Annotated in this window: 14 protein-coding genes; 7 read left to right on the forward strand and 7 right to left on the reverse strand. The window is 72.0% G+C overall.

All coding sequences use genetic code 11. The features are described 5' to 3' along the window. The first annotated feature begins 13 nt into the window (after positions 1–13). Positions 14–922 carry a LysR substrate-binding domain-containing protein gene (locus tag ACFZB3_RS42070; protein ID WP_391386930.1) on the forward strand — a complete coding sequence of 303 codons (909 nt, stop codon included), beginning with the start codon at positions 14–16 and terminating at the stop codon, positions 920–922. A gap of 174 nt (positions 923–1,096) precedes the next feature. Further along, on the forward strand, positions 1,097–1,531 hold the full coding sequence (locus tag ACFZB3_RS42075) for a carboxymuconolactone decarboxylase family protein (RefSeq protein WP_391386933.1): 435 nt from the start codon (positions 1,097–1,099) through the stop codon (positions 1,529–1,531). On the opposite strand, the gene ACFZB3_RS42080 is transcribed toward ACFZB3_RS42075, so the two are convergent. After that, positions 1,518–4,004 carry an alpha-L-arabinofuranosidase C-terminal domain-containing protein gene (locus tag ACFZB3_RS42080; protein WP_391386935.1) on the reverse strand — a complete coding sequence of 829 codons (2,487 nt, stop codon included), beginning with the start codon at positions 4,002–4,004 and terminating at the stop codon, positions 1,518–1,520. The genes ACFZB3_RS42075 and ACFZB3_RS42080 overlap by 14 nt on opposite strands. 180 nt (positions 4,005–4,184) lie before the next feature. Here ACFZB3_RS42080 and ACFZB3_RS42085 point away from each other — a divergent pair, with 180 nt between their 5' ends. Beyond that, positions 4,185–4,694 carry a DUF6314 family protein gene (locus ACFZB3_RS42085; RefSeq protein ID WP_391386938.1) on the forward strand — a complete coding sequence of 170 codons (510 nt, stop codon included), beginning with the start codon at positions 4,185–4,187 and terminating at the stop codon, positions 4,692–4,694. Between the two features lie 60 nt (positions 4,695–4,754). On the opposite strand, the gene ACFZB3_RS42090 is transcribed toward ACFZB3_RS42085, so the two are convergent. From ACFZB3_RS42090 to ACFZB3_RS42100, 3 genes are all read right to left on the reverse strand, one after another. Continuing rightward, complete coding sequence (locus ACFZB3_RS42090) at positions 4,755–5,348, reverse strand: histidine phosphatase family protein (protein WP_391386941.1); 594 nt, start codon at positions 5,346–5,348, stop codon at positions 4,755–4,757. Between the two features lie 116 nt (positions 5,349–5,464). After that, positions 5,465–5,911: a GNAT family N-acetyltransferase gene (locus ACFZB3_RS42095; protein ID WP_391386944.1), complete on the reverse strand. Its 447-nt coding sequence runs from the start codon at positions 5,909–5,911 to the stop codon at positions 5,465–5,467. Between the two features lie 43 nt (positions 5,912–5,954). Beyond that, complete coding sequence (locus ACFZB3_RS42100; RefSeq protein WP_391386947.1) at positions 5,955–7,400, reverse strand: aminotransferase class I/II-fold pyridoxal phosphate-dependent enzyme; 1,446 nt, start codon at positions 7,398–7,400, stop codon at positions 5,955–5,957. Between ACFZB3_RS42100 and ACFZB3_RS42105 the strand changes: the two genes are divergently transcribed. Continuing rightward, positions 7,399–8,373, forward strand: coding sequence for an EamA family transporter (locus tag ACFZB3_RS42105; protein ID WP_391386949.1), 975 nt, complete (start codon positions 7,399–7,401; stop codon positions 8,371–8,373). The two genes, ACFZB3_RS42100 and ACFZB3_RS42105, sit on opposite strands and share 2 nt — an antisense overlap. Positions 8,374–8,386: 13 nt before the next feature. Then, positions 8,387–8,587, forward strand: coding sequence for a DUF1918 domain-containing protein (locus ACFZB3_RS42110; RefSeq protein WP_391386952.1), 201 nt, complete (start codon positions 8,387–8,389; stop codon positions 8,585–8,587). A 130-nt stretch (positions 8,588–8,717) separates the two neighbouring features. On the opposite strand, the gene ACFZB3_RS42115 is transcribed toward ACFZB3_RS42110, so the two are convergent. Then, complete coding sequence (locus ACFZB3_RS42115; RefSeq protein ID WP_391386955.1) at positions 8,718–9,953, reverse strand: family 10 glycosylhydrolase; 1,236 nt, start codon at positions 9,951–9,953, stop codon at positions 8,718–8,720. Positions 9,954–10,124: 171 nt separating this feature from the next. Here ACFZB3_RS42115 and ACFZB3_RS42120 point away from each other — a divergent pair, with 171 nt between their 5' ends. Both ACFZB3_RS42120 and ACFZB3_RS42125 read left to right on the forward strand, forming a co-directional pair. Next, the gene (locus ACFZB3_RS42120) at positions 10,125–10,985 is read left to right on the forward strand and encodes a 3-hydroxybutyryl-CoA dehydrogenase (protein ID WP_391386958.1); all 861 of its coding nucleotides are present in this window, start codon (positions 10,125–10,127) and stop codon (positions 10,983–10,985) included. A gap of 234 nt (positions 10,986–11,219) precedes the next feature. After that, positions 11,220–11,477: a hypothetical protein gene (locus ACFZB3_RS42125; protein ID WP_391386961.1), complete on the forward strand. Its 258-nt coding sequence runs from the start codon at positions 11,220–11,222 to the stop codon at positions 11,475–11,477. Here the strand turns inward: ACFZB3_RS42125 and ACFZB3_RS42130 are convergent. Together ACFZB3_RS42130 and ACFZB3_RS42135 are read right to left on the reverse strand one after the other, a co-directional pair. Beyond that, entirely contained in the window at positions 11,474–12,010 is a 537-nt protein-coding gene (locus tag ACFZB3_RS42130) for an NUDIX hydrolase (RefSeq protein WP_384031967.1), read from the reverse strand. The genes ACFZB3_RS42125 and ACFZB3_RS42130 overlap by 4 nt on opposite strands. Positions 12,011–12,066: 56 nt before the next feature. Continuing rightward, positions 12,067–13,416 carry a transcriptional regulator gene (locus ACFZB3_RS42135; protein ID WP_391386965.1) on the reverse strand — a complete coding sequence of 450 codons (1,350 nt, stop codon included), beginning with the start codon at positions 13,414–13,416 and terminating at the stop codon, positions 12,067–12,069. Between the last annotated feature and the right edge of the window lie 93 nt (positions 13,417–13,509).

Below are 13,509 nucleotides of genomic sequence, written 5' to 3' on the forward strand. Positions count from 1 at the left end.
CTACACTCACGCCGTGGACGAACGGCAGCTGCGGATCCTGCGGGAGCTGGGCGAACTGGGCAGCGTCACGGCGGTCGCGGAGGCGCTGCGGGTGACGCCCTCGGCCGTCTCGCAGCAGCTGCGGCTGCTCCAGCGCTCGATCCCGGTCCCGCTCACCGAACGGGCCGGCCGCCGGCTGGTCCTCACGCCTGCCGGGCAGGCCCTCGCGGACGCGGCGATCGGCGTGGCGGCGGCGCTGGCCCGGGCCCGCCACACCATCGACGCGTACGTCGACGAACCCGACGGCACGGTGTCGCTGGCCGCCTTCCACAGCGGGGCCGCCGCGTTCTTCCCCCTGCTGCTACGACGGCTGAGCGGGCCGGGATCCCCGCGGCTCACCCTCCACGACGAGGACGTGGCCCAGGCCGGCTTCCCGCCCCTGACCCGCGGCTACGACCTGGTCATCGCGCACCGCCTGGACCACGCCCCGCCCTGGCCCCGGACGGCCACGGCCACCCCGCTGCTGCGCGAACCGCTCGACATCGCCCTGCCCGTCGGCCACCCGCTGGCCGCGCGGCCCGCCCTGACCGCGCACGACGTCGCCGGCCAGCCCTGGATCACCGTGCACGACGGCTTCCCGCTGCTGGCCACGGTCAAGGCCATCGCGGCGGCGGCCGGGCGCGGAGTCGACATCGTGCACCGTGTCAACGAGATCGCCGTGGTCGCCGAGGTGGTCGCCGCGGGCGGCGGGGTCGCCCTGATGCCCCGCTGGACGTCCCGCCCGCACCCGGGCGTCGTCCTCAGACCCCTCGACGGCATCGAGGCCCACCGCCACATCGACGTACTCCACCGCCCCGAACGCACGGCCCGCAGGGCGGTACGGACCGTTCTCGGCGAACTCGCCGGGGCCGCGGAGGCCATCCGAAGCAGAGGCCACGGCTGACCCGGATCCCGTGTCTCCGGCAGCGCTCCCACGCACCGCGCCGCACGCACCGGACGGGAGCGGGTCGCCGCACCGCGCGCGCCCGTGTGACCGCGGCACCGGCTTGACCTGGAGCACGCTCCAACTCCTAGCGTTCTTCCTGCGACCGGTTCCGAGGAGAACGGAAGAGCTGACATGAGCCAGAACAGCACCCGTGAAGAGCGTTTCGCCCACGGCCTGGAGGTCCTGCGGAAGGTCGACGGCGAGGCCGGGCAACGGGTCATCGACTCGCTCTCCGACATCAGCCCCGAGCTGGCCCACCAGATCGTCGCGTGGGGCTTCGGCGAGATCTACAGCCGTCCCCAGCTGGTGCCCCGGGACCGGCAGTTGGTGACCCTGGGCATGCTGACCGCGCTGGGCGGCTGCGAGCCCCAGCTGGAGGTGCACATCAACGCGGCCCTCAACATGGGCCTCACTCCGGAGCAGATCGTCGAGGCCCTGCTGCACTCGGCCGGGTACTGCGGCTTCCCGAAGGCGCTCAACGCGACCTTCGTCGCGAAGAAGGTCTTCGCCGAGCGCGGGCTGCTGCCGGTCGGACAGCAGCCCGCGCCGGACGCTACCTCTGCCTGATCCGCAGGAAGGTGACCGAGTTCGCCGGGAAGGTGTAGGTGAACCGGTCGGCGACGCCGGTGAAGGTGGACGTGACCGGGGCGACCGCGGTGGACGTCTCGGTGTTCACCGCGTCGGGCGCCGCCGCGAGGGTGGTCACCCCGGCCTTCCTCGCGACCTCGGCGCCGCCGAGGTCGATCGTCGTACGGGCCGCCGCGGCCTGGGCGTTGACGACCTTCACGATCAGGTCGCCGGTCTTCTCGTCCGCGGTGACGACCTGGCGGAACGGCTCGGCCGGCTTGTCGTCGGTGAAGCTGCCCCACTCCTGCCCGTCGAGGTACAGGGTGACCTGCCGGCCCCGCACCTTGATGTCGACGTCGTAGGCGCGGCCGGTGTCGACCGACCCCGGCTTGGCGATCAGCGTGGACTTGCCGCCGTCGACGGCCTGCTCGACCGCGGTCTGGGTGTTGTTCCAGCCGCCGATGTTCCACCAGTAGTAGGTGCCGGTGTCCTTGACGCCGAAGGCGACGAGGAAGCCCTCCCTGCCGGACTTCTTGACGGCCTTCACGTGCAGGTCGTAGTCGTGCCAGGACGGGTCCCCGGCCTGGACCATGGTGTTCTCGGCGGTGTCGGAGGTCTCGACGTACTGCCCGTCCTGGACCGCCCAGCTGCCGCCGCCGGTGTGCGTCCACTGCGCGGCGTCGCCGGAGAAGTCGTCGGTGAGCAGGGTGTTCCCGTCGGCGTCCGTGACCTTCACGTCGTCGTAGGCGGCGCTGGTGTTCCAGGTGGAGAGGCCGACGGCGCCGGTGATGGGGCCGCTGACGTCGGGTGTGGTGGTGGCCGTGCTCGGGACCACCCGGTCACCGACGTTGTTCATGAACAGCTTCTGGACCTCGTAGTTCGCCGAGCCCCAGGAGGCGTGGTTGTTGAACCAGACCATGTCCGGGCGCCACTGGACGTAGTCCTCGTTGGCGAACAGCGGGGCGTAGGAGGCCAGTTTCACGACGTCCGCGTTGCGTTCGAGGCCGGTCATGTAGGCGGCCTCGGCGAGCCCGTTCTTGAAGGCGTTGCCGCCGGAGGCGTACTCGCCGACGAAGACCTTCGGTCCGCTCCGGTCGTAGGAGTCGTAGCGGTCGTTGTTCTGCAGGAACCACTGCGGGCTGTTGTAGTAGTGCTCGTCGACCATGTCGACCTTGGCGTCCTTGTTGAGCTGCCAGGCCGTGTCGAAGGTCGTGCCGGAGTCGTCCGGGCCGGAGTTGGAGATGACCTGCATGTAGGGGTACTTCGCCTGGACGGCGGTCCGGAACTCGGTGAAGCGGGCGAAGAACGCGGCGGGCAGGTTCTCCTCGTTGCCGACCTCGATGTGCGTGAGGTGGAAGGGCTTCGGGTGGCCCATCTCGGCGCGCAGCCTTCCCCACTTGGAGGTCACCGGGCCGTTGGCGAACTCGACGAGGTCGAGGGTGTCCTGGACGTGCCGCTTGAGCAGCGCGTCGTCGTCGACGGCCTGGTTCTGACCGCAACCGGTGACAAGAGCCGGCACGACCGGCAGCGGCATGGCACCGACGTCCTCGGCGAAGCGGAAGTACTCGTAGTAGCCGAGGCCGTAACTCTGGTTGTACCCCCAGAAGTTCGCGTTGGTGGCGCGGGTCTCGACCGGGCCGACGGTGTCCTTCCACTGGTACGACCGCTTGCGCTGGTAGCCGGAGGCCTCGCTGTAGTCCTGCATCGAGCCGGTGTTGACCAGGCAGCCGCCGGGGAAGCGGACGAAGCCCGGGTGCAGGGCGGCGATCTTCTCGGCGAGGTCCTTGCGCAGGCCGTTGGGCTCGTGCCGGTAGGTGTCGCGCGGGAAGAGGGACACCATGTCGAGTGCGGCGGCGTCCGCCGAGGCGACGGTGAGGCGGCCGGCGGAACTGGTGCGGGTGGCGGTGAAGGTCGCCCGGTAGCGGGCCCAGCCGTGCTTCTTCACGGCCACCTGCCGGGCGGTGGCGAGCGGGCCGCCGGAGTCCGAGAGGCCGACCGTGAGTGCCGTCCCGCTGTCGGCGCGGGCCCACACCGAGAAGTCGTACTTCTTGCCGTCCTCGACGCGGATGCCGGTGTTGTAGCCGGAGTTGGTGACGGCCGAACCGGCGGCGAGGGAGAGGTAGTCGCGGTTACGGGCGTTCAGCCGGCCGTCGTCGTCCACGACCCGGGCGGTGCCGGTGACCGTCCACGCGGTGAGCGGGGTGTACGACTTGTTGTCGTCGGCCGTGTACTCGAAGGACCGGTTCTGGACCAGCTCCGCGTACAGCCCGCCGTCGGCGGCGCGGTTGATGTCCTCGAAGAAGACGCCGTACATCGTCTTGTCGATCGCGGCGCCCTGGCCGGCCGGGTCGACGGTGATCGCGTAGTCGGTGGCGTCCTCGGCGTGGGCGGGGGCCGGGAGGAGGCCGGCGGCGAGCAGGAAAGCGCTTGCTCCCAGGCCGAGTCCCAGCCTGGTGCGCGTGGTGCGTGACATGGATACTCCGCGGCTCGTGAGGAGAATTACGTCATTCACGTCATTCGAAATATCGGACAACGGTCAGCACTTCGAACGGCAAGATAGGTAAAGGGTCATGAGCGCGTCAATGGGGTGGGCACCCGTGCCCTCGGCCGGGGGCCGGCACGGCGTAGGGTCGGGGGCGACGAAGGGATGGCCGTGGGCGAGTTCTGGCCGGTGGCGGACGTACTGGCCCATCTGGCCGGGCGGTGGCGGGTGGACCGGACCGTGGTGGATCTGGCGAGCGGGGACGAGGGCCGGTTCGAGGGGGCCACGCTCTTCCGCCCCCTCGACGGCGGCGGCCTGCTGCACGAGGAGTCCGGCACGTTCACCTGGCAGGGCGTGCCCCACCCCGCCGAACGCACCCTGCGGTTCCTGCCCGGCCCCCGCCCCGGCACGGCGGACGTGCGCTTCGCCGACGACCGCCCCTTCCACGACCTGGACCTGGCGTCGGGACGGTACGTCGCCGACCACCCCTGCTCGGCCGACCTCTACCGCGGCGAGTTCACGGTCCAGGACCCCGACCACTGGCGCACGGTGTGGCAGGTGGCAGGCCCGGCGAAGAACCTGCTCCTGACCACCGACTACGCGCGTGAGGGGCACCCCGCAGGGGCGCGGGGAACTGCGCGACCAGCCCCGACGGCGCCGCACCCGACCGACGACGCATGACCACGCCTCCGCCCCGACGGCGCCGCACCCGACGACGTCACGGCCCTCCCGGCGGAGCGCCTACGTGCGGGAGGTCTGCGCCGACGCCGTGTCGAACCGCAGGTTCCAGCGGCCGCCCCGGCCCGTCACCGTGGTCGTCGAGAGCGGGCGGACGTCGATGTTCCAGTAGGTCGCGGGCGGGGCCTTGAGGGCGTAGACGAGGGCGGCCCGGATCACCGAGGGCTCGGCGACGGCGACGATGCGGTCGCCGTCGCCCACGGGGCGGGTGTCGAGCCAGCCGCCGACCCGGGTGATGAACGCCAGCAGTGACTCGCCGCCGTGCGGGGCCCCTAGCGGGTCGCGGAGCCAGGCGTCCACCTGGTCCGGCTCCCTGGCCATCGCCTCGCCCAGCGTCAGCCCGCGCCAGCGGCCCATGTCGCAGTCGCGCAGGGCGAGCTGGACCAGCGGGGCGTAGCCCAGGGCGTCGCCGGTCGCGCGGCTGCGCGGAGTCGGCGAGCAGTAGCGCAGCTCGGCCGCCGCGAGAGGCACCAGCTCACCGGCGACGCGCTGCACCTCGTCCCAGCCCGCCTGGTCCAGCGGGCGGTCGTCCTGGAAGCGCTCCGCGAGCAGCGGTGAGCTGCGCGCGGCCGCGACGAACGTGACCCGAAGTGGCATGCGGCGATGGTGTGACGCGCATGTGCGCAGGTCAAGGGCGATCGGGCAGTGAGTTGTCGGACGTGGAGGAAACGTTACTCAAAGGTCAGGAGGAGTCCGACAAGTCAGCCGGAATGTCACTCGGGCGACGGGTAGTAGAGCGCCATCCACTGGTCCGGGTGTTCGAGCGGGGCAAATCCGAGCTTCGCGTAGACCCCGTGGGCGTCGTGGGTCGCCAGCAGCACGCGCCGCACGCCGGACGGCCGCAGGTGCTCGCGGACCGCGCCGACCATCGCGGTGCCGACGCCCTTGCCGCGCACCGAGGGGTCGACGTACACGTCGCAGAGCCAGGCGAACAGCGCGTGGTCGGTCACCACGCGCGCGTACGCCACCTGCTCCCCCGTGACGGTGTCGTAGACCCCGAAGTTGAGCGAGCCCGCCATCGCGCGCTCCTGCTGGTCCAGCGGGCGGCCGGTCGCCCAGTACGCGTCGGTGGACAGCCAGCGGTGGACGCGCCCGACGTCCACGCGGCCGGTGTCGGCGGAGAACTCGTAGCCCTCGGGGAGGCTGGTCGTGTCGTTCATGCGGGGATCCTCACCGGTCGGCCGCCCCGGCGTCGATCGGATTTCAGGGTCTGGGACCCAGCACCTCGTCGCAGGCGGCCCGCAGCCGGCGTACCCCCTCCAGGATCTCCCCGGTCCCGGCGACCGCGGCGAAGCTCAGGCGGACGTGGGCGGCCGGGGCCTCGGCGCTGAAGTACGGGCGGCCCGGGGTGATGGCGACGCCCGCGCGGAGGGCGGCGGCGGTCACGGTGGCGTCGTCGGTGCCGTCGGGCAGGCGCGGCCAGAGGTGGTAGCCGCCGGAGGGGATGTGCGGGAGGACGAGTTCGGGGATGTGACGGGCGAGGGCGCCGGTGAGGGTGTCCCGGCGGGTCTTCAGCTCGGCCGCGAGACTGCGCAGATGGCGGGGCCAGGCCGGGGAGCCGACCAGTTCCAGGGCGGCCTCCTGGAGGGGGCGGGGGACGAAGAAGGTGTCGACGATCTGGATGGCCCGCAGCCGTTCCAGGACCGGGCCGCGGGCGGCCAGGGCGGCCACCCGGAAGCTCGGCGAGGTGGCCTTGGTGAGCGATCCGACGTGGACGACGACTCCGTCGGGGTCGTCGGCCGCCAGCGGGCGGGGCAGCGGGCCCGCGTCGGCGTGCACCAGCCGTCGTACGTAGTCGTCCTCGATCACGAAGGCGCCGGCCGCGCGGGCGATGCGCAGCACCTCGGCGCGGCGGTCGGGGGCCAGGACGGCGCCGGTCGGGTTCTGGAAGAGGGGCTGGCAGACGAACACCCGGGCGCCGGTGGCCCGGAAGGCGTCGGCGAGGAGGGCGGGCTTCACGCCGTCGGGGTCGACCGGGACCGGGACCGGGCGGAGGCCGGCGGCGCGGGCGATGGCGAGCATGCCGGGGTAGGTGGGCGACTCGACCAGGACCGGGGCGCCGGGCGGGGCGAGTGCGCGCAGGGCGGTGGCCAGGGCGGACTGGCCGCCGGACGCGATCAGCACCTCCGCGGCGGTGACGGTGCCGCCGATGTCGCGGGCAAACCACTCGCGCAGCTCCGGCAGTCCGTCGAGCGGGGGCCGGCCCCAGGCACCGGGGCGGCGGCCGGCCCGCGCCAGGGCCGCCGCCATCGCGCGCTCGGGCTCCAGGGAGGCGTGCAGGTAGCCGCCGCTGAGTTCCAGCACGCCGGGCGGCGGGGCGGCCAGGCACACGGTGACCCCGGAGGCGTCGACGGTGCGCGGGACCACGTCGAGGGCGCCGTCGGCGCTGAGCGCCACCTCCTGCCAGGAGGTGTCCCCGGTGGGCTCGGCCGTGCTGCGCGGCGGGGCCCTGAAGGCGCCGGCGCCGGGCCGGGTGACGACGAGGCCCTCCGCGACCAGCTGGGCCAGCGCCCGGGAGACGGTCACCGGGCTCACCCGGAACCGCTCGACGAGGGCCCGGCTCGACGGGAGCTTTCCACCCGGAGAGTAGCGGTCGAGGTCCCGCCGCAGCTGTTCCGCCAGCTCTGCCACACTGCTACGCTCTTGCATGAGAGCACAGAGTAGCGCTACCAGCCCGACTTCGATAGCGGTCGGCACTCCCCCGGCGGACACCCCGGCCGGCCCCCCGACCCCTCCCCCGGCGCACGCCCCGGCCGCCCGCTCCGCCCCGCGGCTCGGCACCCTGCAGGCCGCGCTCGGTGTCGTCGCCTTCTCCCTCACCTTTCCCGCCACGGCCTGGGGCCTGGAGGGCTTCGGGCCGTGGGCGCTGGTTGCGGTGCGGAGCGTGCTGGCGGCGGCCATGGCGGGCGGCTGCCTGCTCTTCCTGCGGGTACGGGTGCCCGAGCGCCGGCACTGGGCGGGGCTGGCGGTCGTGGCGGCCGGGGTCGTGCTCGGCTTCCCGCTGCTGACCACGCTCGCCCTGGAGACCTCCACCACCTCGCACGCCGCCGTCGTGGTGGGCCTGCTCCCGCTGACCACCGCCCTGTTCTCGGCCCTGCGCACGGGCATCCGCCCGTCCCGTGCTTTCTGGGCGGCGGCCCTGGCGGGTGCGGTGGCCGTGCTGGCGTTCACGGTCGCCCAGAGCGGCGGGGCGCTCACCGCCGCCGACGGGTACCTGTTCGCGGCCCTCGTGGTGTGCGCGGCCGGCTACACCGAGGGCGGCCGGCTGGCCCGGATCATGCCGGGCTGGCAGGTCATCGGCTGGGCGCTGGTGGGCTGCCTGCCGCTGACCGTGCCCGCCGCCGTGGTCGCGCTGTCGTACGAGCCGGTCGTCTGGAACGCGCACGGGGTGGCCGGCGTGCTCTGGGTGGCGGCGGGCTCGCAGTTCCTCGGCCTGGTGCTCTGGTACCGGGGGATGGCGGCCGTCGGCATTCCGAAGGCCAGCCAGTTGCAGTTGGCCCAGCCGCTGCTCACACTGGTGTGGTCGGTGCTGCTGCTGGGCGAGCACCTCACCGCGGCCGCTCCACTCACGGCCGCCGCCGTGCTCGTGTGCATCGCCGTCACCCAACGATCGCGATCGTGAGGAGGCCCTGGAGATGCGTGCTTCCAAGGGCGACCAGCTTGTCCAGCACGGCAGGGTGGTCGGACAGCACGACCAGGTCTCGGAAGTCGTCCAGGTACTCGGCCCCGAGGGCAACCCGCCCTACCGGGTCCGCTTCGAGGACGGCCACGAGGCCATCATGTCCCCCGGTCCCGACTGCCAGGTCAGGCACCGGGAGGTCCACGAACAACGCTGAGCGCTCTGCTGGGGGCGCCGTGATGTGCCGTCGTCGGTCGGCTGCGGCGCCGTTGGGGCTGGTCGCGCAGTTCCTCCCCCAGCCTTCGGCCGGGGGTACCCCCAGCGCCCCTTACGGGGCGCTGCCCGATCTATTTGCCCGGTGCGGTCGCCGGCTGCTTGTAGTGGTCGGCGACCACGCGCGCGAGGGCTCCGATGCGGTCGGCGGAAACGTCCTTCGCGGCGAAGTAGACATGCCCGCCGACCTGCGGGTACTTGCCGGCCAGGGTGAGATGACGGGACAGCTCGGCCGGGTCCTGCCAGGCTGAGGCGGCGCCGGCGGCCCCCGCCTGGTAGAGCGCCTCCCCGATGTACAGCCGGGTCCCGGACCCCTTCGCCACGCCCGCCCACCAGTCGACGACCTTGGCGTAGTCGGCGGCGGCGTTGCCGATCTGCCAGTACACCTGCGGGACGAGGTAGTCGATCCAGTTCTTCTGCACCCATTTCCTGGTGTCCGCGTACAGGTCGTCGTATGTCTCGACGCCCGCCTTGGTGTCCGAGCCCCGGGAGTCGGTGGCGGCGTTGCGCCACACCGCGAACGGGCTGATCCCGAACCGGGTGCCGGGCCGCAGCTTCTTCACCCCGGCGGCGATCTCGGTGACCAGCCTGTCGACGTTGTCCCGCCGCCAGGCGGCCCGGGACGAGAAGTCGCCGCCGTGGGTGTCGTACGCGTCGTCGTCGTCGAAGGTCTGGCCGGCCACCGGGTACGGGTAGAAGTAGTCGTCGAAGTGGACCGCGTCCACCGGGTACTTGGCGACCGCGTCGAGGATCGCCTGCTCCACGAAGGCGCGGACCGCCGGGATGCCCGGGTTGTAGTAGAGCCTGCCGCCGTACCGCACCACCCAGTCCGGGTGCTTGCGGGCCGGGTGGGAGGCGACCAGCTTGCCCGGGTCGGTGTGGTTGGCGATCCGGTACGGGTTGAACCAGGCGTGCAGTTGCAGGCCCCGGGCATGCGCCTCCTCGACGGCGGTGCCCAGCGGGTCCCAGCCGGGGTCCTTGCCCTGGGTGCCGGTGAGGTACTGCGACCAGGGCTCGTACGGCGAGGGCCAGAACGCGTCGGCGGTGGGCCGTACCTGGAACATCACGGCGTTGAGCCGGTGGTCGACCGCCTTGTCGAGAAGGGCGGTCAGCTCCTTGCGCTGGGCGGACGCCGACAGCCCGGTGCGGGAGGGCCAGTCACGGTTGGAGACGGTCGCCAGCCACATGCCGCGCATCTCGGTGACCGTCCGGCGGGGCCGCCGCTCTGACGGTGCGGCCGCGCCCGGTGCCGCCGACGCCAGCACGGACAGGGCCGCCAACGCGAACGCCCTGCGAGACACTCGTGCCATCGTAAGACCCTCTCACTCTCCGGATCCGTCCGGTCACGGATCGCCTCCGCGGCACAGGATGCCCGCACCCGGACGATCGATCATCGATACTTACGGGTAACGTGCTCGAACGGAGCAGGCGCCGGATCCGGAGGTCCTGCGGGCCGCTCGTAGATCAGCGAAGGGGACGATGTGACCGACATCGAGAAGGTCGGAGTCGTGGGCTGCGGCCAGATGGGAGCGGGCATCGCCGAGGTCGCCGCCCGCGCCGGTCTGGACGTGCGGGTCGCCGAGACCACCGGCGAGGCCCTGGAGATCGGCCGCACCCGGCTGCACAACTCCCTGGCCAAGGCCGCCGAGCGGGGCAAGATCTCCGCGGAGGAGCGGGACGCCACGCTCGCCCGGCTGAGCTTCACCACGGACCTCGGCGAGTTCGCGGACCGCGACCTGGTGATCGAGGCCGTCGTCGAGAACGAGCAGGTGAAGACGGAGATCTTCCAGGTGCTCGACCAGGTGGTGACCCGCCCGGACGCGATCCTGGCCTCCAACACCTCCTCGATCCCGCTGGTGAAGCTGGCGGTCGCCACCTCCCGGCCCGACCACGTCGTCGGCATCCACTTCTTCAACCCGGCCCCGGTGCAGAAGCTGGTCGAGCTGATCCCCGCGCTCACCACGTCCGAGGGCACCATCAGCCGCGCCCAGGTCTTCGCCGAGAAGACGCTCGGCAAGCACGCGATCCGCGCCCAGGACCGCTCCGGCTTCGTGGTCAACGCGCTGCTGGTGCCGTACCTCCTCTCCTCCATCCGGATGTTCGAGTCCGGCATCGCGAGCCGCGAGGACATCGACAACGGCATGGAGATGGGCTGTGCCCACCCGATGGGCCCGCTGAAGCTGTCCGACCTGATCGGCCTGGACACCATCGTCTCGATCGCCAATTCGATGTACACCGAGTACAAGGAGCCGCTGTACGCCGCTCCCCCGCTGCTCCAGCGCATGGTCGAGGCGGGCCGGCTGGGCCGGAAGACCGGCTCGGGCTTCTACACGTACGGCTGATCACACCCGACAGCCACACCCTGCTGCCACACCCGGCCGACTACAGGGAGCGATGCTCCACGGGCCCGGCACCTGCTTCGGTGCCGGGCCCGTGTGTTTCACACACCGTGTGCACCCCGGGCACGCATATGCCCTTCGCACACTCTCCCCACGCGCTCACCAGGCGAGTTCACTCTTCATGCGCATGCAAAGGGATGCGGAACAACACCCTCGATCACGCAAAGGAGCGGACCCGTGGCCACCGAACCGGAGCATCCCGTGGTCCAAGGAGAACTCGCAGAGTTACGTCGTCGCCTCGATGTGGCCTACGCCCAGGTCGAGGGAGGCCTGAACCTGCTCAGCCACCGGACCAAGGAGACCGCCAAGGAACTGGACGCGCTCAACTCCCGCCTGGCCTCGCTGGAACACGCCCGCTGGCCCCTGCCCTCCCTCGCCGCGCTCACCGCACTGGGCGCCCTCGTCGTCACGGTCTGGCAGGCGCTGGCCCACTAGTCCTCAGTGAGCCTCATGTGATGCAACAGGAGTAACGCGGCCGCCATGTTGGCGGCCGGGACCTCCCCGCGGGCGATCATGTCCGGGACGAGCTTGAGGGGGACCCACTCCCGGCGGTCCGACTCGAAGTCGTCCACGGGGTGTCCGACGTACTCGCCCTCGTCGGACCAGTAGATGTGGTGCCGGGCGTCGGTGAGGCCGTTGGACGGCTCCACGGTCATGAGATGGTGCAGGGTCCCCGGCCGCCAGCCGGTCTCCTCCTCCAGTTCCCTGGCGGCCGCGACGGCGATGTCCTCGCCGTCCTCGACGACTCCCGCCGCGAGTTCCCAGCCCCAGCTGTCGGTGATGAAACGGTGGCGCCACAGGAGGAGGACCTCGCCCGCCTCGTTGACCACCGTCGCCACGGCCACCGGCCGCAGCCGTATCAGGAAGTGGTCGAGGTGCCGGCCGTCCGGCAGCTCGACATCAGCGAGATTCACGCTGAACCAGCGGTTTTCATACACAGTTTGTTCGTTCTGTTTCGTCCACTGCACGGTTCTGCCACCTTCCGCCGAGTAAGTGGCAATATCGCAGCAGCGGCTTCGAAGGCCTACCGCGCCTGGAGCGGTACGCGCAGTGCGCCGTCGATCAGCTCGGCGGCCTCGGCGGTTCCGGCACCGCCGCTGCGCACCAGGTGCTCGCGTACCGCGCGGAGTCTGTCGCGCAGGCGCTGCGACTCCATCCCGCGGGCCTGCTCGGCCATCTGCACGGCCGTGGCCACCGCGTTCTCGGCGTTTCCCTGGCGCAGTTCGATGGTGCTCAGCATGGCGAGCCGGTGCACCCGCCCCCGGTCGTGGGCGGGGTTGTCGACGGCGGCCGCGGCATGCTCCCGGGCCGCGGCGAGTTCACCGAGGCTGAGCAGCGCCTCGGCCACCTGTACGTTGACCAGGCCGGGCTGGACATAGCCGGTCTCGTCGGGCTCGTGGCCCCGCCGGATGCGTTCGGCGGCCGTCTCGGCCCGCCGGATGCAGGACAGCGCGCTCGTGCCGTCGCCGAGGTGGGCGTACGCCTTGGCCTGCATCGCGTAGAGGTCGGAGGCGAGGGCGGGGGTGATGTGCTTGCCCGCGGTGCGCAGCGCGGCCTCCGCGAAGGCGACGGCCTGCCGGAACTCCCGCATGAACAGCGCCTGGTTGACCAGGAGCGCGATGACGTACGCGCCGAGTCCCCGGTCGCCGCTGGCCTTCGACAGGCGCAGCGCCTGGTGGAAGTAGCGCTGGGCGAGGCCGTGGGCGTCGGAGTCGTAGGCGCAGATACCGGCGATCGCCACCAGTCCCCCGGTGGCGCGGTGCAGTTGACGGCCCGTGGCATCCGTGTAGCTGCCGCGCAGCAGGGGCGCCGCCTCGGCGTTGAGGAAGCCGACGATCCGGGTGCGGGTGGCCATGCCGCCGGCCTTGCGGTACATCTGCTCGTAGTGCGCCCGGGCGGCGCGCAGCATCTCCAGGTCGGCCGGGGTGACCCGGTGCCGCCCGCCCCGGGAGACGTCGACGTCCTCCGGGGGGTTCTCCCACTCCCAGACCGGCATCACGGCGGGCGTGCCGGTGACGGCGGGGGCGCCGAGTATGTGCGGGCGCTGCTGTTCGTCGGAGCGCCACAGGGCGGTGGCCCGTTCGACGAAGCCGGAGAGCGAGGTGGCGTGCGGGACGCTGGGCTCGCCGGGTACGCCGAGGCCGATGTCGTCGAGGGTGACCGGCCGGTGCAGCCGGGCGGCGAGCACCTCGCAGATCAGGTCGGGCACCTGGCCGCGCGGCCGCTGGCCCTTCAGCCACCGGGCGACGGCGGTGTGTTCGTAGCGCAGCGAGAGTCCACGGGCCCGGCCCGCCTGGTTGACGTGGGCGGCGAGCCCGGCGTGCGAGATCCCCGCCTCGTCCAGGATCGCGTCGAGCAGAGAGTTGGGCTGCATGGATGCCCCCCGAGTGGCCTGGTGCCGTCAGCGTAGTGCGGTTGCGTTCACACGGGGTGTGAACGAAGTGCGCGAATCCGTAGCGTGCACGCA

Origin of the sequence: Streptomyces sp. NPDC008092, assembly GCF_042957285.1 — a bacterium.
Lineage (GTDB): Bacteria > Actinomycetota > Actinomycetes > Streptomycetales > Streptomycetaceae > Streptomyces.

Coding starts and splice junctions, on each gene's coding strand:
- ACFZB3_RS42100 (WP_391386947.1), bottom strand. CDS start 7,400: ATGCAAGAGCGTAGCAGTGTGGCAGAGCTGGCGGAACAGCTGCGGCGG.
- ACFZB3_RS42110 (WP_391386952.1), top strand. CDS start 8,387: ATGCGTGCTTCCAAGGGCGACCAGCTTGTCCAGCACGGCAGGGTGGTC.
- ACFZB3_RS42135 (WP_391386965.1), bottom strand. CDS start 13,416: ATGCAGCCCAACTCTCTGCTCGACGCGATCCTGGACGAGGCGGGGATC.
- ACFZB3_RS42105 (WP_391386949.1), top strand. CDS start 7,399: ATGAGAGCACAGAGTAGCGCTACCAGCCCGACTTCGATAGCGGTCGGC.
- ACFZB3_RS42095 (WP_391386944.1), bottom strand. CDS start 5,911: ATGAACGACACGACCAGCCTCCCCGAGGGCTACGAGTTCTCCGCCGAC.
- ACFZB3_RS42090 (WP_391386941.1), bottom strand. CDS start 5,348: ATGCCACTTCGGGTCACGTTCGTCGCGGCCGCGCGCAGCTCACCGCTG.
- ACFZB3_RS42075 (WP_391386933.1), top strand. CDS start 1,097: ATGAGCCAGAACAGCACCCGTGAAGAGCGTTTCGCCCACGGCCTGGAG.
- ACFZB3_RS42080 (WP_391386935.1), bottom strand. CDS start 4,004: ATGTCACGCACCACGCGCACCAGGCTGGGACTCGGCCTGGGAGCAAGC.
- ACFZB3_RS42115 (WP_391386955.1), bottom strand. CDS start 9,953: ATGGCACGAGTGTCTCGCAGGGCGTTCGCGTTGGCGGCCCTGTCCGTG.